General features: G+C 71.4%; 18 protein-coding genes. 7 read left to right on the top strand and 11 right to left on the bottom strand.

What is annotated here, in order from left to right; genetic code table 11:
- Window positions 1–22: 22 nt before the first annotated feature.
- The 4 genes from ACULK2_RS16245 to ACULK2_RS16230 form a co-directional block, all read right to left on the bottom strand.
- Window positions 23–361 carry a hypothetical protein gene (locus tag ACULK2_RS16245; RefSeq protein ID WP_445968102.1) on the bottom strand — a complete coding sequence of 113 codons (339 nt, stop codon included), beginning with the start codon at window positions 359–361 and terminating at the stop codon, window positions 23–25.
- Window positions 358–1329 carry an MvdC/MvdD family ATP grasp protein gene (locus ACULK2_RS16240; protein WP_445968103.1) on the bottom strand — a complete coding sequence of 324 codons (972 nt, stop codon included), beginning with the start codon at window positions 1327–1329 and terminating at the stop codon, window positions 358–360. The genes ACULK2_RS16245 and ACULK2_RS16240 overlap by 4 nt, the downstream gene beginning before the upstream one ends.
- A gap of 2 nt (window positions 1330–1331) precedes the next feature.
- Window positions 1332–2657 (bottom strand): M12 family metallopeptidase, encoded by a 1326-nt coding sequence (locus ACULK2_RS16235; protein ID WP_445968104.1) that lies wholly within the window; start codon window positions 2655–2657, stop codon window positions 1332–1334.
- A gap of 124 nt (window positions 2658–2781) precedes the next feature.
- Entirely contained in the window at window positions 2782–3441 is a 660-nt protein-coding gene (locus ACULK2_RS16230) for a metal-dependent transcriptional regulator (protein WP_445968105.1), read from the bottom strand.
- A 166-nt stretch (window positions 3442–3607) separates the two neighbouring features.
- Between ACULK2_RS16230 and ACULK2_RS16225 the strand changes: the two genes are divergently transcribed.
- Complete coding sequence (locus ACULK2_RS16225; RefSeq protein WP_445968106.1) at window positions 3608–6133, top strand: rhamnogalacturonan lyase; 2526 nt, start codon at window positions 3608–3610, stop codon at window positions 6131–6133.
- A gap of 111 nt (window positions 6134–6244) precedes the next feature.
- Here the strand turns inward: ACULK2_RS16225 and ACULK2_RS16220 are convergent, their stop codons facing one another.
- From ACULK2_RS16220 to ACULK2_RS16210, 3 genes are read right to left on the bottom strand one after another with little or no spacing between them, the layout of a single operon-like run.
- Window positions 6245–7150, bottom strand: a complete 906-nt coding sequence (locus ACULK2_RS16220) for a metal ABC transporter permease (RefSeq protein ID WP_445968107.1) — start codon at window positions 7148–7150, stop codon at window positions 6245–6247.
- A 2-nt stretch (window positions 7151–7152) separates the two neighbouring features.
- A complete protein-coding gene (locus tag ACULK2_RS16215; RefSeq protein ID WP_445968108.1) occupies window positions 7153–7926 on the bottom strand; it encodes a metal ABC transporter ATP-binding protein in 774 nt (257 codons plus the stop codon).
- Window positions 7923–8849 (bottom strand): metal ABC transporter substrate-binding protein, encoded by a 927-nt coding sequence (locus tag ACULK2_RS16210; RefSeq protein ID WP_445968109.1) that lies wholly within the window; start codon window positions 8847–8849, stop codon window positions 7923–7925. Before ACULK2_RS16210 ends, ACULK2_RS16215 begins: the two co-directional genes overlap by 4 nt.
- Window positions 8850–9008: 159 nt before the next feature.
- On the opposite strand from ACULK2_RS16210, the gene ACULK2_RS16205 reads away from it, so the two are divergent.
- The 5 genes from ACULK2_RS16205 to ACULK2_RS16185 all read left to right on the top strand — a co-directional run bounded on the left by ACULK2_RS16205 (window position 9009) and on the right by ACULK2_RS16185 (window position 12327).
- The gene (locus ACULK2_RS16205) at window positions 9009–9320 is read left to right on the top strand and encodes a hypothetical protein (protein WP_445968110.1); all 312 of its coding nucleotides are present in this window, start codon (window positions 9009–9011) and stop codon (window positions 9318–9320) included.
- 175 nt (window positions 9321–9495) lie between these two features.
- Window positions 9496–10101: a TrmH family RNA methyltransferase gene (locus ACULK2_RS16200; RefSeq protein WP_445968223.1), complete on the top strand. Its 606-nt coding sequence runs from the start codon at window positions 9496–9498 to the stop codon at window positions 10099–10101.
- Between the two features lie 137 nt (window positions 10102–10238).
- The gene (locus tag ACULK2_RS16195; RefSeq protein ID WP_445968111.1) at window positions 10239–10871 is read left to right on the top strand and encodes a TetR/AcrR family transcriptional regulator; all 633 of its coding nucleotides are present in this window, start codon (window positions 10239–10241) and stop codon (window positions 10869–10871) included.
- 54 nt (window positions 10872–10925) lie between these two features.
- Entirely contained in the window at window positions 10926–11942 is a 1017-nt protein-coding gene (locus ACULK2_RS16190; RefSeq protein ID WP_445968112.1) for a magnesium and cobalt transport protein CorA, read from the top strand.
- 16 nt (window positions 11943–11958) lie between these two features.
- On the top strand, window positions 11959–12327 hold the full coding sequence (locus tag ACULK2_RS16185) for a nuclear transport factor 2 family protein (RefSeq protein ID WP_445968113.1): 369 nt from the start codon (window positions 11959–11961) through the stop codon (window positions 12325–12327).
- A 30-nt stretch (window positions 12328–12357) separates the two neighbouring features.
- On the opposite strand, the gene cls is transcribed toward ACULK2_RS16185, so the two are convergent.
- Window positions 12358–13833 (bottom strand): cardiolipin synthase, encoded by a 1476-nt coding sequence (gene cls, locus ACULK2_RS16180; RefSeq protein ID WP_445968114.1) that lies wholly within the window; start codon window positions 13831–13833, stop codon window positions 12358–12360.
- 225 nt (window positions 13834–14058) lie between these two features.
- Window positions 14059–15486, bottom strand: a complete 1428-nt coding sequence (gene argG / locus ACULK2_RS16175) for an argininosuccinate synthase (protein ID WP_445968115.1) — start codon at window positions 15484–15486, stop codon at window positions 14059–14061.
- Between the two features lie 235 nt (window positions 15487–15721).
- Between argG and ACULK2_RS16170 the strand changes: the two genes are divergently transcribed.
- Complete coding sequence (locus ACULK2_RS16170; protein WP_445968116.1) at window positions 15722–17164, top strand: S8 family peptidase; 1443 nt, start codon at window positions 15722–15724, stop codon at window positions 17162–17164.
- A 95-nt stretch (window positions 17165–17259) separates the two neighbouring features.
- On the opposite strand, the gene ACULK2_RS16165 is transcribed toward ACULK2_RS16170, so the two are convergent.
- Together ACULK2_RS16165 and ACULK2_RS16160 are read right to left on the bottom strand one after the other, a co-directional pair.
- Complete coding sequence (locus ACULK2_RS16165) at window positions 17260–17484, bottom strand: helix-turn-helix domain-containing protein (protein WP_445968117.1); 225 nt, start codon at window positions 17482–17484, stop codon at window positions 17260–17262.
- Window positions 17484–17981 carry a DUF2975 domain-containing protein gene (locus tag ACULK2_RS16160; RefSeq protein ID WP_445968118.1) on the bottom strand — a complete coding sequence of 166 codons (498 nt, stop codon included), beginning with the start codon at window positions 17979–17981 and terminating at the stop codon, window positions 17484–17486. The genes ACULK2_RS16165 and ACULK2_RS16160 overlap by 1 nt, the downstream gene beginning before the upstream one ends.
- Window positions 17982–18014 lie beyond the last annotated feature (33 nt).

Genomic DNA, 18014 nt, shown 5'->3' with positions numbered 1-18014 from the left:
TCTCGGCCGACACCCGGGCAGGTCAGATCCGGCGGACCGGGATGCGCCCCGCGTCGTCGGCCGCCCGGCCGAGCACGTCGGCCGGAATCGAGATCGTCGAGTACTGGTCGCCCGGGGCGAGCGAGCGGTCGCCGGAGTAGTCGACGTGCACTCGCACGATCGCTCCCGGCGGCACCTCGTCGACGTCGATCTCGAACGGGATCTCGGCGCCGGCGCGGATCGGGACCTCCGGGAGCTCGACCTCGGCGATGCGCGTCGATGCGGCGTCGGCCATGCCGGCATCCTCGAGGCTCACGTGCACGGTGGCCGTGCCGGCGGCCGCGTCGTCCCCGACGACGACCACCCCGAACCGCGTGCTCATGCGACCACCCTCTCACGCCGTCCCGGTGCGTCGCGACGGGCGAGTGCGCCGGCGACGGCGTCGGTGATCGGGAGGCCCGTCAGCTGCTCGACGAAGCGCCACAGCCCGGCCGGGTTGACCTCGAAGAACCGGTACTCGCCGTCGACGGTGCGCCGAAGGTCGATCGCGCCGTAGACGAGTCCGAGCCGCCCCATGAGGGCCCGCAGCGCAGCGACGAGGTCGTCGGGCAGCACGGCTCGACGGACCTCCGCCTGATCGAGCACCATCCGCATGTCGGACGGCAGGCTGGTGGCCGTGGCGTCGATCTCCGCGGCGTAGGCCTCGCCGTCGATCATCGTCACGCGGAGATCGACGCCGGCGACGTACTCCTGCAGGATCGTCGGTGCGAAACGCACCTGGTCGAGCCGTGCGACGTCGTCGGGCCCGAGACGATGCGTCTCGCGCCACGCCTCGGGCTGCGCCACGAACGCCTTCGTCACGACGCGGGCCGCTCCGAGCTCCTCGACGAACGCCCGGGCACGATCCGGCCGTCGCGTGACGATCGTGCGCGGCAGCGCGAGCCCGACGTCGGCGGCGATCTTCCACTGGAGCGGCTTGTGGTGCGCGGCCGTGTCGGCCGCCGGCGGGTTCACCCAGTCGAGGTGGAGCGAGGCGATCGCGCCGTCGAACACCTCGGCGGTCTCGGTGTGCACGAAGCCGATCGCGCTCGGATCGGTCACGGCGGGGTCGGGTTCCAGGGCGCGGAGCCGGCGCCACCAGCCCGCCGACGCCTGGGTGAGCGGAATCCCGCCCGCGGTCGTGTCGAGCACGATCGACGGGGGCTCATCGTCGTGGTAGGCGAGTTCGAGCGAGTCATCCCGGGCGAGGGCGCCCGAGTCGAGGACGACGACCTCCCGACCGTCGTCGAGCAGGCGCTCGACGACGGCCGAGATGTGATCGTCCCCGTGGTGTCCGACCACGAGGATCATCGTCAGACCCCCGCATCCCTCGCGAGATCGTCGGCCAGCGCGGCGAGCGTCTCGCGGACCGCGTCGAGCGCGGTCACGACCTCGGCGAGGGCGAGTGCCCGCGCCTCCGCGACCGCGGCGTCGTCCTCCGTCGGTTCCGCTGCGATGCCGCTCTGCGCCGCCACGAGGTCCTGGTAGCGACTGACGAAGTCGCTGCCACGACCGAGCACGAACGGCATGGCCGTCCCGACGGCGGGGTTCACGACCCGGCCGATTCCCGGAACGAGCGATCCCACGCGCTCGGCGATCGTGACCCCGATGTCCTCGCGGATCGTCGGGCCGATGGGGTCGCGCACCGGCTTGACCGGCTCGCGGAACGGTTCCTTGACGAGCTCCTTGAACCGCTCCTTGATGAAGCCCTTGTTGCCGGCGTCGCGGATCGGGTCCTTGACCGGTTCCTTGAAGACCTCCTTCTGGGTCCGCTTCGGCCACGCGAGTCCCGGGTACATCTGGCGCATCGCCGCGATGTCGCCGGCCGAGAGGCCGTCGCGCTGGCCCATCACGACGCCGGCGGGCAGCGGCACGAGCGCGTCGATGGTCGGCAGGCCGTTGCGGCTGAACGCGAGCGGCGAGTAGTGCATGATCGACCCGAAGTCGTACGCGCCCAGGTCGTCGCCGTCGCTGATGTGCTGGTTGAAGTTGTGCTCGCGCCCGGGCTCGATGTTCGCCCAGTTGATCCTGACGAAGCTGTCCCGGTCCTCCCGGGACTGCTCGTGCCACAGGCCGAGCGCGTGGCCGATCTCGTGGATGGTGCTCCCGACCGAGCATCCGGTCCCGAGCGTGATCGCCTGTCCTCCGCCGCGTCGTCCCACGAAGGAGGCGCATCCGCTGCCTCCGACGAAGCGGAGCCAGTCGGATTCGCCGGTCCGGACGACGAACCGGAACGGCGTCCGGGACTCCCAGTGCGCGATGGCGTTGGTCACTCGCGACGGGTTCGACAGCCCGCCGTCGATCTCGTACGGGATCGTCGCGCTCGGCCAGCGGAACTGCGCCCCGCTGATCCCGACGCCCATGGCGATCCCCTCGGGATCCGAGGTGAGGTGCGACACGTCCCGTGCCTGCGCCTCCTCGACCGATCCGATGAGGATGTCGCCCTCGACGACCGCCATGCCGTCGACCTCGGCCCACACGAGCGGCTTCGACGTGAAGCCGTAGCCGTCGACGAGCGCGACGCCCCCGATCGGGCCGGGCCCCTGCTCGCCGTGTTCGGACTTCGTCGTCGCCTTGCTCGACCTGGCGCGGCTTCCACCGCCCGCAGTCGAACCCGACGAACTCTTCTTCTCTGCCATGGTGCGTCCTTCCGCCCCTGGCGCCAGGAGGCGCCGGCTTCGGGCCCGGACCACCCGGGTCCGGCGCTCATGGTGCTCCGGCGAGGCCGGAGCGGCATCCGGGAGGACCCTGAAGCCGAGAAGGTCAGGCGGTGACCCAGATCCCGGACGCGGCGGCGCGCGGGATGGCGTGGGCGACGCCGTCGAGCGCGATGCCGACGGCCGCGGGAGCCGCGGCATCCGTCACCCGCAGTTCGCTGCCCGGGCCGACCCCGGCGGTCTCGAGTTCACGGAGCACCTCGGGGTCCCGGTCGCTGATCCGGATGACGCGGCCCACGTGCCCCGTCGGGGCCTCGTCGAGCCGCACCGCGGGCTCGCTCACGAGCGTCCCGTCGGCGCGGGGGATCGCGTCGCCGTGGGGATCGCGCTCGGGTCGGCCGAGCCGGTCGTCGATGGCCTCGAGCAGGCGGTCGGAGAGCGCGTGCTCGAGCACCTCGGCCTCGTCGTGCACCTCGTCCCACGCGTAGCCCATCTCGCGGACGAGCCAGGTCTCGATGAGCCGGTGACGGCGGACGACCGCGAGCGCCCGGGCGCGGCCCTCGTCGGTGAGGCGGATGGCGCCGTACGGGACGTGCTGCACGAGCCCCTGCGCAGCCATCTTCTTGACCATCTCGGTGACGGAGGAGGGTGCGACGCCGAGCGCGGCGGCGAGCCCGGAGGGCGTGATCGCCTCGGGCTGCCATTCGGTGTGGCCGTAGATCGTCTTGAGGTAGTCCTCGATCGCTGGGCTCGGGGTGGTCGGCATCGCGCCCACCCTACCCGCGCCCGCGTGCGAGCGAGGGTGCCGGTCGGAGGTCGGTGCTTGACCCGGCCCCCGTCCGGGGGTAGCCTCACTCGGGCACGGAAAGCGCTATCCCAACCGGACAGCTCAATCCCACCGACGGGCCCCACGCCCAGAGAAGGATTCGACGATGAATCTCGGACCCCATCCGTTCCGCGCAGCCCTGGCGGTCGCCGCCGCCGGGTGCCTGATCGCCGGCGTCGCGCAGACCGCGCACGCCGCGCCGCCCGACGCGGGACCGCCTGCGGGCGCCCCGCAGCTCGAGGCGCTCGACCGCGGCCTCGTGGCCGTCTCGACCGGCGAGGGCGTGTTCCTCAGCTGGCGCCTGCTCGGCTCCGAGGCGACGGGCGCCACCGACACCGGCATGGCCGGCCCCGACTTCGCCGTCTACCGCGACGGCGAGCGGATCGCGACCGTCACCGACAGCACGAACCTCGTCGACGCCGACGGCTCGGCCACCGCGGCGTACGCCGTGGCCCCGATCGTCGACGGCGTCGAGCTCGAGGCGAGCGCGGCGACCTCCGCGTGGGCCGACGGCCACCTCGACGTGCCGCTGCAGAAGCCCGCCGACGGCGTCACGCCGGTCGGCGAGCCGTTCACCTACTCGGCCAACGACGCCTCGGTCGCCGACGTCGACGGCGACGGCGCCTACGAGGTCCAGGTCAAGTGGGATCCGTCCAACTCGAAGGACGTCTCGCAGAAGGGCTACACGGGCACCGTCTACCTCGACACCTACGAGCTCGACGGCACGCTGCTGAACCGCATCGATCTCGGCGTGAACATCCGCGCCGGCGCCCACTACACGCAGTTCATGACGTACGACTTCGACGGCGACGGCCGCGCGGAGACGATGCTGAAGACCGCACCGGGCACGAAGTCGATCACCTACGACGCCCACGGGACGGCCGTGGCGGAGTCGTTCATCACGATGCCCGAGCCGGATGTCGCCGCCGGCTACTCGCACGAGGACGACTACCGGATGAGCGCGGACGACTACCGCGAGCATCTCGTCGAGATGTTCCTGGGCTGGAGCGAACACCCCGAGGTGGTCGCGGGCAACTGGCCTGCGACGCTCGAGGAGGCGTTCGGCATCCCGGTCGCGCACGAGTACCCGCTGTCCGAGCAGGGCGCCGAGGAGCTCGTCGCGTACTTCATCGACGTCTACGCGCCGTCGCGCAGCAGCCGCAACGACCTCACGACGTTCGAGGGCTTCATCGTCGACGGGCCCGAGTACCTCACGGTCTTCGACGGCGCGACCGGCGAGGAGCTGCAGACCATCGCCTACGAGCCCGGCCGCGGCGACGACGGCCTCATGTGGGGCGACTACGCGATGAGCCGCATCGAGCCCGGCAACCGCGTCGACCGCTTCCTCGCCGGCGTCGCCTACCTCGACGGCGAGCATCCGTCGGCCGTGTTCGCCCGCGGCTACTACACGCGCACGACCATGGTCGCGTACGACTGGGACGGCGAGGCGCTCAGCGAGCGGTTCTTCGTCGACTCCGGCCACGCACCCATGTCGAACCCCTTCAACGACTCGCCCCACGGCGTCGACGGCACCGACTCCGAGTACGGCGGCATCACGACGCAGGGCTTCCACTCGCTGAGCGCGGCCGACGTCGACGGCGACGGGAAGCACGAGATCGTCTACGGCGCCGCGACCATCGACGACGACGGCAGCGTGCTCTACAGCTCGTACGACGTGCTGCCCGAGGGCAGCGCCGCGCCCGGGACGCTCGCGCGCCTCGGCCACGGCGACGCGATGCATGTGACCGACATCGATCCGAACCGTCCCGGCCAGGAGATCTGGACGGTGCACGAGGGCGGCGCGTGGGCGCCGTACGGCTCGGTCATGCGCGACGCAGCGACGGGCGAGATCCTGTTCGGCTCGTACTCGGGTCGCGACACCGGCCGCGGCATGATCGGCGACGTCCGATCGGACGTCGCGGGCACCGAGGTCTGGGCGAGCATGCCCGGCGGCAGCGACGGCAGCGGACTGCTCAGCTCCGAGGGCGAGCAGCTCGAGACGTCGACGCCCGGCACGAACCAGTCGATCCGATGGGCGGCCGACCTCACGACGCAGATCGTGAACGGGAGCGGTGACGCGACGCCGACGATCGACGACTGGCAGCGCGGCAGGCTGCTCACCGCGGAGGGCACGCGCACGAACAACGGCACGAAGGGCAATCCGTCGCTCGTCGCCGACGTGCTCGGCGACTGGCGCGAGGAGCTCCTCGTCCGCACGGCCGATTCCACCGCCCTGCGCATCTTCACGAGCACCGAGGTCACCGGGCACAAGCTCACGACCCTCATGCACGACGCGCAGTACCGGGCCGAGGTCGCCCGCCAGAACACGACGTACAACCAGCCGTCGTACACCTCGTACCGCCTGGCGAGCGACATGGACTTCGCGGACGTGCCGGTGCTGACGACGCCGTCGACGCCGGTCGGCCCGACGTTCAAGGACCGCCCGGGCACCGACCACGACGAGGTGCAGATCCCGCACGACCCGGCGTTCGCGTACTACGTCGGCGGCGAGCTCGTCGAGAAGGGCAAGCTCGACGCCGAGGGCGAGGTCACCGTGGTGGCCGTGCCGAAGGCGTGGGTCTCGATCGCCGACGGTGCCGATGCCGAATGGACGGCCGCCTTCGACGACTGACCCCGCGATGCGGTGACGGATGCCGCGTGCCGCGCGCCGCGGCATCCGTCACCGCCCACGACCCCGCCCCGGGGGCGCGATCCGTGCCGCGCCCCCGGGGGCGGTTCCCGGTCAGGCGGGCTGTCGCGTCGCCTCGTCGGACGTGGAACCGGTGGCGCCGCGTCGCTTCCGGCGGGCGGCCGTCATCGTGCGGCCCACCACGCCGTGACGCGGGGCGAACAGGTACACCAGGGCGAACGCGACGCCCATGGTCAGCACGACCATGCCGCCGGACGCGGCGTCGAGGTAGTAGCTGGCGTAGATGCCGACGATCGCGCAGGCCGCGGCGATCACCGGGGCGATCACGAGCATCCGCGCGAACCGGTCGGTGAGCAGGTACGCCGTCGCCCCGGGGATGATGACCATCGCGACCACGAGCACGACGCCGACCGCCTGGAGCGCCACCACGACGGTGAGCGCGAGCAGCCCGAGCAGGAGCGCTCCGAGCGCCTTCGGGTTCAGCCCGATGGCGTGCGCATGGGTCGGATCGAACGCGTAGAGCGTGAGGTCGCGACGCTTCAGCACGAGGACGGCGAGCGTGAGGGCGCCCAGCACGAGCACCTGGACCAGGTCGGCCGAGCTCACGCCGAGCAGGTTGCCGAACAGGATGTGCCCGAGGTCGGTCTGGCTGGGCACGACCGAGATGAGCACGAGCCCGAGCGCGAACAGGGTCGTGAAGACCACGCCGATCGCGGCATCCTCCTTCACCCGGCTGGTCGACCGGACGAGGAAGATGAGCGCGACGGCGCCGAGGCCGAAGACGAGCGCGCCCACCGCGAAGGGGGTGGCCAGCAGGTAGGCGAGGACGACGCCCGGGAGCACGGCGTGCGACACCGCGTCGCCCATGAGCGACCATCCGATCAGCACGAGCCAGCAGCTGAGGACGCCGCAGACGATCGCAGCCGTGACGGTGACGAGGAAGGCGCGCTGCATGAAGTCGTAGCCGAGCGGCTCGAGCAGGAAATCGACGACGGACACGATCAGTCCTCCGTCCGGCCGGTGAGGTCGAGCCCGAACGCGCGGGCGAGCTGCTCGGGGCGCACCGCCTCGTCCGTCGCCCCGTGGAACAGCACGCGCCGGAGCAGCAGCACCGCCTCGTCGGCGAGGCGCGGCAGCGCCTCGAGGTCGTGCGACGAGACGAGCACCGTCGCGCCGCCCTCCGCGAGCTCGCGGAGCAGTTCGGTGATCGTCGCCTCGCTGCGCCGGTCGACGCCCGCGAACGGCTCGTCGAGCAGCAGCACGTCGGCGCCCTGCGCGAGACCGCGAGCGACGAAGGCGCGCTTGCGCTGGCCGCCCGACAGCGCGCCGATGCGACGGTCGGCGAGGTCGGTGAGCTCGACCCGGTCGAGCGCCTCGGCGACGGCCTCGCGATCGGCGGGCCTCGGACGGCGCGTGAAGCCCTGGAATCCGTAGCGCCCCATCATGACGACGTCGTGCACGCTGAGCGGGAAGGACCAGTCGACGTCCTCGCTCTGGGGCACGTACCCGACGACGCCGGCACGACGCGCCGCCCTCGGGGTGGCGCCCGCGATCGAGACGGACCCGCGGTCGGGCTTCACCGTGCCCATGATCGCCTTGAAGAGCGTGGACTTGCCCGATCCGTTCATGCCGATGAGGCCGCACACCGTCCCGGGCTGCAGCGTCAGGCTCACGTCCTCGAGGGCGAGCACGTCGCCGTAGTGCACGGTGAGGCCGTGCACCTCGAGCGCCGGCGCTCGGTGGTCGGCGGGGGCGGATGCCGCGGGGCCGCTCAACGTTCGCTCCCGGCGAGTCCGTCGGTGATGACGTCGACGTCGTGCCGCAGCAGGTCGAGGTAGGTGGGCACGGGCCCGTCCGCCCCGGAGAGCGAGTCGACGTAGAGCGTGCCGCCGAACGCGGCATCCGTCGCCTCGACGACCTGCTGCATCGCCTCGTCGGAGACGGTCGACTCGCAGAAGACCGACGGGACCCGCTGATCGTCGACGAACTCGATCGTGCGGGCGACCTGCTGGGGCGTGGCCTGCTGCTCGGCGTTCACGGCCCAGAGGTACTGCTCGGTGAGCCCCGCGTCGCGTGCGAGGTACGAGAAGGCGCCCTCGCACGTGACGAGCGCGCGCTCGTTCTCCGGCAGTGCCGAGAGGTCGGCCACGAGCTCGTCGTGCACGGCCTGCAACTCCGCGCGGTACGCCTCGCCGTTCGCGGCGAACTCGTCGGCATGCTCCGGATCGAGCTCGGCGAAGGCGTCGACCATGTTGTCGACGTACACCTGCGTGTTCAGCGCCGACATCCAGGCGTGCGGGTTCGGCAGTCCCTCGGCCTCGCCGTCGGCGATCGGCATGACCTCGACGCCGTCGCTGACCACCACGTGCGGCACGTCGAGGTCGGCGACGAACCGCTCGAACCATGCCTCGAGGTTGAGCCCGTTGTCGAGGATGAGGTCGGCCCGGGCGGCGCGCCGCAGGTCGCCGGGCGTCGGCTCGTAGCCGTGGATCTCGGCGCCGACCTTCGTGATCGACTCGACCCGCAGGTGATCGCCGGCGACCTCCTGCGCGATGTCGGCGAGCACCGTGAAGGTGGTCAGCACGACCGGGCGACCGTCGTCCTCCCCGTTCGCCCGCAGGCCGGAGCACCCGCCCAGTGCGAGGGCGGCGGCTGCTGCGGTGAACAGGCTCGTGACGACGACGACACGTTTCGGCATACCGAAATCGTAGCGGGTTTTCGGTATGCCGAAAGCGCCCCCTGTTCGGGGTGTTGCCGCCGTGAACCGGAGGAGTACCTTTCACTTCGGAGACGACCCGCACGCCCGTGGACCGGGCGCGATCCGAACCGAGGCCGTCGCATCAACCGGAGGTGGCACATGAAACGAGCGGTCATCGGGTGCGCGGTCGCGCTCGGACTCGTGCTCGGGGGCGGCGCGGGAGCGGCGTTCGCGGGCGAGTACAACGGCAAGGGCGAGGCGATACCCGGCGCGTACAAGGCGAGCTCGGAGTGCGCCTGGTCCGGTCGAGACGTACCCGACGACGTCGAGGGCAACCCGCCCGGCTTCGACGACGACGAGATCACCGGCGGCCACGTGCAGAGCTACGGCCAGATCGTGCGAGCCGGTGGCAAGGCCTTCGCGCCGAGCCCGGGCATCGCGTGCCGCGGCAACATCTCGTTCGAGGAATGACCTGATCGATCCGATCCGACGCGGGTCCGGCGGTGCCGGGCCCGCGTCGTCGCGTCCCGGCGCGGCGACTAGCGTGGTGCGGGTGAGCGATGAACGGGCGGATGGCGCCGGCGCGCCGGCCGCGTCGGGCGCGCCGGGCGCCGACGACCCCGCGCACGACGAGCCGCAGCTCCCGTTGCACGGCGTCGGGCCCTGGCCGGGCGGCCGCGAGGCCTGGCCCGACGACCCGCGATACGACCCCGAACTGCTCGAGCACGGCGATCGCCGGAACGTCGTCGACCGCTACCGGTACTGGTCGCTCGAGGCGATCGTCGCCGACCTCGACACCCGGCGGCATCCGTTCCACGTCGCGATCGAGAACTGGCAGCACGACCTCAACATCGGCTCGATCGTGCGCACCGCGAACGCGTTCGCGGCCGAGACCGTGCACATCATCGGCCGCCGCAGGTGGAACCGCCGCGGCGCCATGGTCACCGACCGCTACCAGCACCTGATGCACCATCCGGATGTCGCGGACTTCACCGCGTGGGCGGCGGCCGAGGGACTGCCGATCGTCGCGGTCGACAACGTCGAGGGCTCGGAGCCCGTCGACCGCGTCGAGCTGCCGGAGCGCTGCGTGCTGCTGTTCGGACAGGAGGGGCCGGGACTCAGCCCCGAGGCGATCGCGGCCGCGGATCGCGTGGTCGAGATCACGCAGTACGGATCCACCCGGTCGATCAACGCGAGCGCGGCCGCGGCGATCGTCATGCACGAGTGGGCGCGCCGGCACGCACGGCGCTGACGCGCTGCGCCGACGTGCCACGCCGGCGCGCTGCACCCGACCTGCCACGCCGGCGCGCTGCGCCGACGTGCGCCGCGTGCCGCGACATCCGTGACGCCCGCATTGGCCGCGCGGACAAGACGGCCTAGCATCGGGGGATGGCCACCCGACTCGACCCCGCCGAACGGCGCGAGCAGATCATCGCCGCGACGCTGCGCCTGGTCGCCCGCGACGGCTTCGCGCGCGTCACGCTCCGCGACGTCGCCGCCGAGGTCGGCGTGGTGCACGGTCTCATCCGCCACTACTTCGCGACGCGCGAGCAGCTCGTCGCCGCGGCGTTCGACGCCGCCGTGCTCGCGGAGGCCGCCGAGGACGAAGAGCTCGCGACCCGGCTCGAGCCGATCGCCGCGCTCGCCGACTGGCTCTCGACGACTCCGCGCGACCACTACTTCGTCTGGATCGACGCGTGGAGCGAGGCCCCGCGCAATCCCGAGCTGCACGCCTCGCTCACGCGCCATCACCGCGAGTCGGACGCCCGCCTCGCGGGCATCATCCGCCGCATCGTCGCCGCCGGCGACGGGACGAGTGCCGACCCCGACGCCGACGCGCGCATGCTGACCGCGCTCATCGACGGTGTCGCGGTGCAGCACCACGCGCTCGGGCTCATCGACGAGTCGGAGGCCGACCGCATCGCGTTCGCCGTCGCGGAGGCGCGGCTCGGGCTCGCGTCCGGGGTCCTCGTCCGCTCGCGCGCGACGCCCGACCGGAGTCGCTGGGCCGTCACGCACTGACGGAGGCGGCGCGCCATTCGCGTACCGCGGCGCCGCCGGGTCGAGACTGATCCCGTGCCGATCATCGACAATGCGGTGTACCGCGACGGGCGACGCGTCGCCACGCCGGCCTCGCTCGAGGAGACCTTCGAGACGCGAGAGCGCCACGGCGGCTTCGCCTGGATCGGCCTCTACCGGCCGACCGACGCCGAACTCGACGCCGTCGCCGTCGAGTTCGGCCTGCACCACCTCGCCGTCGAGGACGCACGGAAGGGGCACCAGCGACCCAAGGTCGAGCGCTACGGCCAGACGCTCTTCGCGGTCCTGAAGCCCGCGCGCTACCTCGACCACGTCGAGCAGGTGGAGTTCGGCGAGTTGCACGTGTTCGTCGGGCCGGGGTTCGCCATCACCATCCGGCACGCCGAGTCGCCCGACCTGGCGCGCGTGCGCAGCCGTCTCGAGGGGACGCCCGAGCTCCTCGCGCGCGGCCCCGAGGCCGTGCTGTACGCGGTGATCGACGAGGTCGTCGACGAGTACGCGCCCGTCGTGGCCGGCCTCGAGAACGACATCGACGAGATCGAGCAGCAGCTCTTCGACGGCGATCCCGCCGTGACGCGCCGCATCTACGACCTCGCGGCCGAGGTCATGGACTTCCAGCGCGCGACGAAGCCCATCGTCGGGATCCTCGAGGCGCTCGAGCGCGGCTTCGAGAAGTACGGCGTCGACCTGGAGCTGCAGCGCTACCTGCGCGACGCCGACGACCACGTGCTGCGCATCGTCGACCGCGGCGAGTCGTTCCGGCAGCTGCTGCAGAACGCGCTCGCCGTGCACTCGGCGCTCGTCACGCAGCGTCAGAACGAGGAGATGCAACGCCTCACCGAGACGAGCCTGAAGCAGAGCGAGGAGGTGAAGAAGATCTCCAGCTGGGCGGCGATCATCTTCGCGCCGACGCTCATCGCCTCGATCTACGGCATGAACTTCCGGTACATGCCCGAGCTCTTCTCGCCGCTCGGCTACCCGCTCGCGCTCATCGGCATGGCCGCGTTCGCGGCGGCGCTCTACGTGGTCTTCAAGCGGCGGAACTGGATGTAGGCGTAGCGTGGCGGTCATGACCGAGATCACCGACGATCTTCCCGCCCGGCTCCTGCACGAGGAGCACACCGGATGGCGCGCCATCCTCGACGGCCACGGCGGCGAGCACTACGCCCGCGCCATGACCCGCGACGCGCTCATGATCGTCGAGGGCGCCGTCCTCGGGCGGAACGACGTGATCGCGGCCTTCCGCAGCGCGCCGCCGTGGGATGCGTACGAGATCCACGAGCCGGCCATCGTGCGACTCGGCGACCGCGCCGGCATCCTCGCCTACCGCGCGACGGCACGGCGCGGCGACGAGGTCGCCGACCTCCGGATGTCGACGACCTACCTCTACGACGACGGCGCGTGGCACGTGGCTGCGCACCAGCAGACGCCGGCGTAGCGGCATCCGTCACCGCCGTCGCGCGGTCGGCTACTGCAGCGCCGACGTGAGCCGGGCGATGCCGTCGAGGAACGTCCGCGACGCGGGCTCGCGCTCCCACTCCTCGAGCGTGAGCTCGCGGCCGAGGTCGCGGTACCTCTGCTCGACCTCGCGCATGCCGGCGACGAACGGTGCACCGCGCACGAGCAGCGTGACCTCGAAGTTCAGCGCGAACGACCGGATGTCCATGTTGCTCGAGCCGATGACGGCGACGTCGTCGTCGATCGAGAGATGCTTCGCGTGCAGGATGTACGGCCCCGGGTAGAGCCAGATCCGGACCCCTGCGGTGAGCAGTGCGCGGTAGTACGAGCGTTGCGCATGCCAGACCCCGCCCTGGTCGCCGATCTCCGACACGAACAACTGGACGTCGAGCCCGCGGAGCTTCGCCGACGTGATCGCGTAGACCATCGCCTCGTCGGGCACGAAGTACGGGCTCGTGATGATGACGCGCTCCTGCGCCGAGTTCACCAGCGTGAGGAACTGCCTGAGGTTGTTCTCGCTCTCGAACGCCGGTCCGCTCGGCACGACCTGGCAGTCGAGCGCGTCGGCCGAGGTGTCGATCGGCAACTCGTCCGCCGGGACGTTCGCGTCCGCACCGAGCACCTCCCCCGTCTCGGCGTACCAGTCCGAGCGGAAGACCGCGTTGAGCTCGGCGACGGCCGGACCGGTGACCCTGGCCACGAGTTCCTGCCACATGAGCCCGCGCTTGCGGTTCTTCTCCGAGTCGTAGTCGCGGGAGATGAGGTTCTGCGACCCCGTGTGCCCGACCAGCCCGTCGACGACGACGATCTTGCGGTGGTTGCGGAGGTCGGGTCGCTGCCACTCGCCCTTGAACGGCCGCACCGGAAGCAGGTAGTGCCACTCGACGCCGATCCGGTCGAGCTCCTCGACGGTCGCCTTGTGCAATGGGACCTTCGACGACGCGATGTGGTCCATCAGCAGCCGCACGCGGACGCCCCGTCGCACGGCGTCCTCCATGGCCGCGAAGAAGCCGCGGGTCGTGTCGTCGAGCGCGACGATGAAGAACTCCACGTGGACGAAGCGCTTCGCGGTGGCGATGTCCGCCGCCATGGCGTCGATCGAGCCCTGGTAGTCGTCGATCAGGCTCGCGCGGTTGCCGGAGGTCGCGGGGAGGCCCGTCAGCCGGGTGTTCTGCGCGACCGTGGTGTCGAACCAGGCGGGCCAGGCGTCATGGTCGGCGATGAGGTCGACCTCGTCGGCCCGTTCCGCGATCATGCGGTCGGCCTCGGCCTGCCGCTCCATCCGTCGCTTCGGCAGTCGGATGTTGCCGATGACGAGGTACAGCAGGATGCCGACGAAGGGGATCAGGAAGATCGCGAGCAGCCAGGCCATCGCCGCTGTCGGCTTCCGATCGCGCGGGATGATGATCAGCGCCGTGATGCGGATCGCGAGGTCGACGAGGATCACGAGGCCGCCGACGACGGCGGCCCACTCCCCGCCGCTCATGCCCGGTCATCCTGACGGTCGATACGGTCGTGCATCGCGAAGCCTCCCCGAACGGTCGCGCAGTTCCGCAGCACGGAGCCCGTGCGTGCCGATGCCCGAGTATGGCACCGGCCGCACGGCCGTGTCAGCACCTTCGGCTCACTCGGCGGGCGGCTCGCCGGAGTTCTGCACGCCCGGCACGGCCGACGTCGCACCTCCGAGGGGGCGAGGCGCGACGAGAGCGCGTCAGTCGGTGCCGAGGTCGAACGCGGCGGCCTCGTTCGCGGCATCCGTCGCCGCATCGAGCGCCGTCTCGACCTCGCCCGCGGCGATCTCCGCCGCCCGGCCAGCGGCGATCTCGCCGACGAGCTGCGCGGTCGCGCCGCCCACGATGCCGAGCGCGGCGTACTGCTCGAGGCGCGCGCGCGAGTCGGCGATGTCGAGGTTGCGCATCGTCAGCTGGCCGATGCGGTCCTCCGGGCCGAACGCCTGGTCGCCGACGCGCTCCATGGACAGCTTGTCGGGGTGGTAGCTGAGCGCCGGGCCCTCGGTGTCCACGATCGTGTAGTCGTCGCCGCGGCGCAGGCGCAGCGTGACCTCGCCGGTGACGGCGGAGCCGACCCAGCGCTGGATGGACTCGCGGAGCATGAGCGACTGCGGGTCGAGCCAGCGGCCCTCGTACATGAGGCGACCGAGCCGACGGCCCTCGTTGTGGTAGTTCGCGACCGTGTCCTCGTTGTGCACCGCGTTGAGCAGCCGCTCGTACGTGATGTGCAGCAGCGCCATGCCCGGCGCCTCGTAGATGCCGCGCGACTTCGCCTCGATGATGCGGTTCTCGATCTGGTCGCTCATGCCGAGCCCGTGGCGTCCGCCGATGCGGTTGGCCTCGAGGACGAGCTCGACCGGGTCGTCGAACTCGACGCCGTTCAGCGCCACCGGCCGGCCCTGGTCGTACCGGACCGACACGTCCTCGGCTGCGATCGCGACCGACTCGTCCCAGAAGCGCACGCCCATGATGGGCTCGACGATCGTGACGCCCGCGTCGAGATCCTCCAGCTTCTTGGCCTCGTGGGTCGCTCCCCAGATGTTCGCATCGGTGGAGTACGCCTTCTCGACGCTCGCGCGGTAGGGCAGGTCGCGCGCCTGCATCCACTCGCTCATCTCCGTGCGGCCGCCGAGCTCGGTCACGAAGGCGCTGTCGAGCCAGGGCTTGTAGATGCGCAGGCGCGGGTTGGCCATGAGGCCGTAGCGGTAGAAGCGCTCGATGTCGTTGCCCTTGTAGGTCGAGCCGTCGCCCCAGATGTCGACGCCGTCCTCCATCATCGCTCGCACGAGCATCGTGCCCGTGACCGCACGGCCGAGCGGCGTGGTGTTGAAGTACGTCCTCCCGCCCGAGCGGATGTGGAACGCGCCGCACTGCAGCGCGACGAGGCCCTCCTCGACGAGCGCGGTCTTCACGTCGACCAGCCGGCTGATCTCGGCGCCGTACTCGAGCGCACGGCCGGGCACCGCCTCGACGTCGGGCTCGTCGGGCTGGCCGAGGTCGGCGGTGTAGGTGCAGGGGACGGCGCCCTTCTCGCGCATCCAGGCGACCGCCACGGAGGTGTCGAGACCCCCGGAGAAGGCGATGCCGACGCGCTCGCCGACGGGAAGGCTCGAGAGGACTTTCGACATGCCGACCAGCCTACTTGCGCGCATGCGCGCGCGACGACGCGGATGACGCGTGGTGCCCGGGTCCCGGCCGCACGCTTTCCGGAGAGGGCTATCCCCCGGTCGGGGGTCGTGGATAGGCTCGCCGGATCCGGCCACGCGGCACCACCGTCGCTGCGTCGCGTCGCATCCACTGGACCGGCCGTACCGTCGGCCGACTCGTCCGACGGGAACCTCCCTACACGAAAACGGAGACACCATGAGGAACCACAAGGTGATCGGCGCGGCATCCGCCGTCGCCCTGGCCGTGGGCCTGGTCGGGACGGCGTTCGTCGCCCCCGCCGCCGCGGCCGGCCCGGAGAGCACCTACCTCGTGCTCGCGCCGCAGGGCGCGAACACGACGGCCGCGGCGAAGCGCGTCGCGGCGGCCGGCGGCACCGTCGTCGCGAGCTACGACCAGATCGGCGTGCTCGTCGCGTCGTCGACGAACACCGCCTTCGAGACGGCCGTCCTCGGAGGTGGCGTCCAGTCGGTCGCCTCGACCGAGGGGCTCGGCACGACGCTCATCGAGGACGAGATCCTCGAGACCGTCGACTCGGCCGGCGTCGAGGCCACCGGCGACCCGACGGCGGAGCCGCTCTGGTCCAACCAGTGGGACATGGAGCAGATCGACGTGCCCGAGGCGCACGCCGTGACGACGGGTGACTCGTCGGTCGTCGTCGGCGTCCTCGACTCGGGCATCGACTGGACCCACCCCGACCTCGCGTCGCAGGTCGCGTTCGACCAGAGCGCCTCGTGCCTCGGCGGCGTCGTCGACACCGACCCGGCCGCGTGGAAGAACACGACCTCGTCGCACGGCACGCATGTCGCCGGCACGATCGCCGCGGCCATCAACGGCGTCGGCATCGCGGGCGTCGCACCGGGCGTCAAGGTCGCCTCGGTGAAGGTCGTGAGCGACGAGGGCTTCATCTACCCCGAGGCCGCGATCTGCGCCTACCTCTGGGCCGCCGATCACGGCATGCCGATCACGAACAACAGCTATTACATCGACCCGTGGGAGTTCAACTGCGTGAACGACCCGCGCCAGCGTCCGGTCTGGCAGGCCGTGCAGCGCGCTCTGAGCTACTCGCAGTCGAAGGGCACCCTCACGGTCGCGTCCGCCGGCAACAGCAACGTCGACCTCCAGCACAAGTTCATCGACGACGGCAGCCCGAACGACGGCAGCGGCGAGGTCGAGACGCGCGAGATCAACGGCGCGTGCCGGGACCTGCCGGCGGAGGCGCCCGGCGTCGTGACGGTCTCGGCCGTCGGCCCGACCGAGCAGAAGAGCTACTACTCGTCGTACGGCCAGGGCGTCGTCGACGTCACGGCGCCGGGCGGCGACACGCGCTTCCGCACCGGCGGGGCCTCGTCGACGATCACCGACGCGGTGCTCTCGACCGTCCCGGGCGGCTGGGGCTGGTCCCAGGGCACGTCGATGGCCGGGCCGCACGCGGCCGGCGTCGCGGCGCTCGCGCTCTCGGCGCACCCCGACATGAAGGTCGGCCAGCTCGCGTCGTTCCTCGAGCGCACCGCGACCGCGCTGGAGTGCCCGGAGGGCGTCTACGAGCCGCGCCCCGGCTACCCCGCGACCTGCACGGGAGGCGAGCGCAACGGCTTCTACGGAGCCGGCAACGTCAACGCGTTCAACGTGGTCCGGTGACCCGCTGACGCAGCGACCGTGAGGGGTCGGGTCCGTCCGGGCCCGGCCCCTCTTCGCCCCCCGGGGCGGCGTTCCGCCGCCGAGCCGTCGGCCGCTCAGCCGGATGGCATCGGCTCGTCGGGCACCCACTCGAGCAGGTCGCCGGGCTGGCAGCCGAGCACTCGGCACATCGCGTCGAGGGTGCTGAAACGCACCGCCTTCGCACGGCCGTTCTTCAATACGGCGACGTTGGCGGGCGTCAGGCCGACGCGATCCGCGAACTCGCCCACGCTCATCTTCCGCCTCGCCAGTTCCACGTCGACGCGCACGACGATCGGCATCAGATCACCTCTTCGAGGTCGCTGCGCATCGCGGCCGCCTGATGCAGGAGCGCGCGGAGCACGATCACGACGAGCACGACGACTCCGCCGATGAGCACCAGCCCGACGGGGAGGACGCCGTTGCCCGGGTCCCGCAGTTCCGGGGTCGTGAGGAACACCGTCATCAGCCACGCGGCGACCCCGACGAGCATCAGCCACGCCACGACGATGGTCCAGGCCAGGACGTCGACCCAGACGAAGGCCTTCTCGCTGAAGATCCGGTCGGCGCTGATCAGGCCGAGCAGCCGCCAGATGCACACGAGCACGACCTGCACGCACACGATCTCGAGGATCCCGAACGCGAGGAGGATCCAGGGCGCGGCGCCGAGTTCCGGCGCCTCCCGCGCCTGCTGCCCGAACTCGCCGGGCAGGCTCATGACCTGAGCGACGACGAGTCCGACGAAGACGAGCACGATGAGGACGCGGAGCGGGAGGATGACGCGATCGAGCGAGAGCATGTGTCGAATATCGCGCACTATCTATCGAATGTC

The organism is Agromyces molybdatiresistens (genome assembly GCF_052748445.2).
This window is presented reverse-complemented; position numbering and strand designations above follow the sequence as displayed.

What these genes read in the sequence shown, in the direction of transcription:
- ACULK2_RS16245 (WP_445968102.1), bottom strand. Translation starts at nt 361, where the DNA reads ATGAGCACGCGGTTCGGGGTGGTCGTCGTCGGGGACGACGCGGCCGCC.
- ACULK2_RS16240 (WP_445968103.1), bottom strand. Translation starts at nt 1,329, where the DNA reads ATGATCCTCGTGGTCGGACACCACGGGGACGATCACATCTCGGCCGTC.
- ACULK2_RS16235 (WP_445968104.1), bottom strand. Translation starts at nt 2,657, where the DNA reads ATGGCAGAGAAGAAGAGTTCGTCGGGTTCGACTGCGGGCGGTGGAAGC.
- ACULK2_RS16230 (WP_445968105.1), bottom strand. Translation starts at nt 3,441, where the DNA reads ATGCCGACCACCCCGAGCCCAGCGATCGAGGACTACCTCAAGACGATC.
- ACULK2_RS16225 (WP_445968106.1), top strand. Translation starts at nt 3,608, where the DNA reads ATGAATCTCGGACCCCATCCGTTCCGCGCAGCCCTGGCGGTCGCCGCC.
- ACULK2_RS16210 (WP_445968109.1), bottom strand. Translation starts at nt 8,849, where the DNA reads ATGCCGAAACGTGTCGTCGTCGTCACGAGCCTGTTCACCGCAGCAGCC.
- ACULK2_RS16205 (WP_445968110.1), top strand. Translation starts at nt 9,009, where the DNA reads ATGAAACGAGCGGTCATCGGGTGCGCGGTCGCGCTCGGACTCGTGCTC.
- ACULK2_RS16195 (WP_445968111.1), top strand. Translation starts at nt 10,239, where the DNA reads ATGGCCACCCGACTCGACCCCGCCGAACGGCGCGAGCAGATCATCGCC.
- ACULK2_RS16185 (WP_445968113.1), top strand. Translation starts at nt 11,959, where the DNA reads ATGACCGAGATCACCGACGATCTTCCCGCCCGGCTCCTGCACGAGGAG.
- cls (WP_445968114.1), bottom strand. Translation starts at nt 13,833, where the DNA reads ATGAGCGGCGGGGAGTGGGCCGCCGTCGTCGGCGGCCTCGTGATCCTC.
- argG (WP_445968115.1), bottom strand. Translation starts at nt 15,486, where the DNA reads ATGTCGAAAGTCCTCTCGAGCCTTCCCGTCGGCGAGCGCGTCGGCATC.
- ACULK2_RS16170 (WP_445968116.1), top strand. Translation starts at nt 15,722, where the DNA reads ATGAGGAACCACAAGGTGATCGGCGCGGCATCCGCCGTCGCCCTGGCC.
- ACULK2_RS16165 (WP_445968117.1), bottom strand. Translation starts at nt 17,484, where the DNA reads ATGCCGATCGTCGTGCGCGTCGACGTGGAACTGGCGAGGCGGAAGATG.
- ACULK2_RS16160 (WP_445968118.1), bottom strand. Translation starts at nt 17,981, where the DNA reads ATGCTCTCGCTCGATCGCGTCATCCTCCCGCTCCGCGTCCTCATCGTG.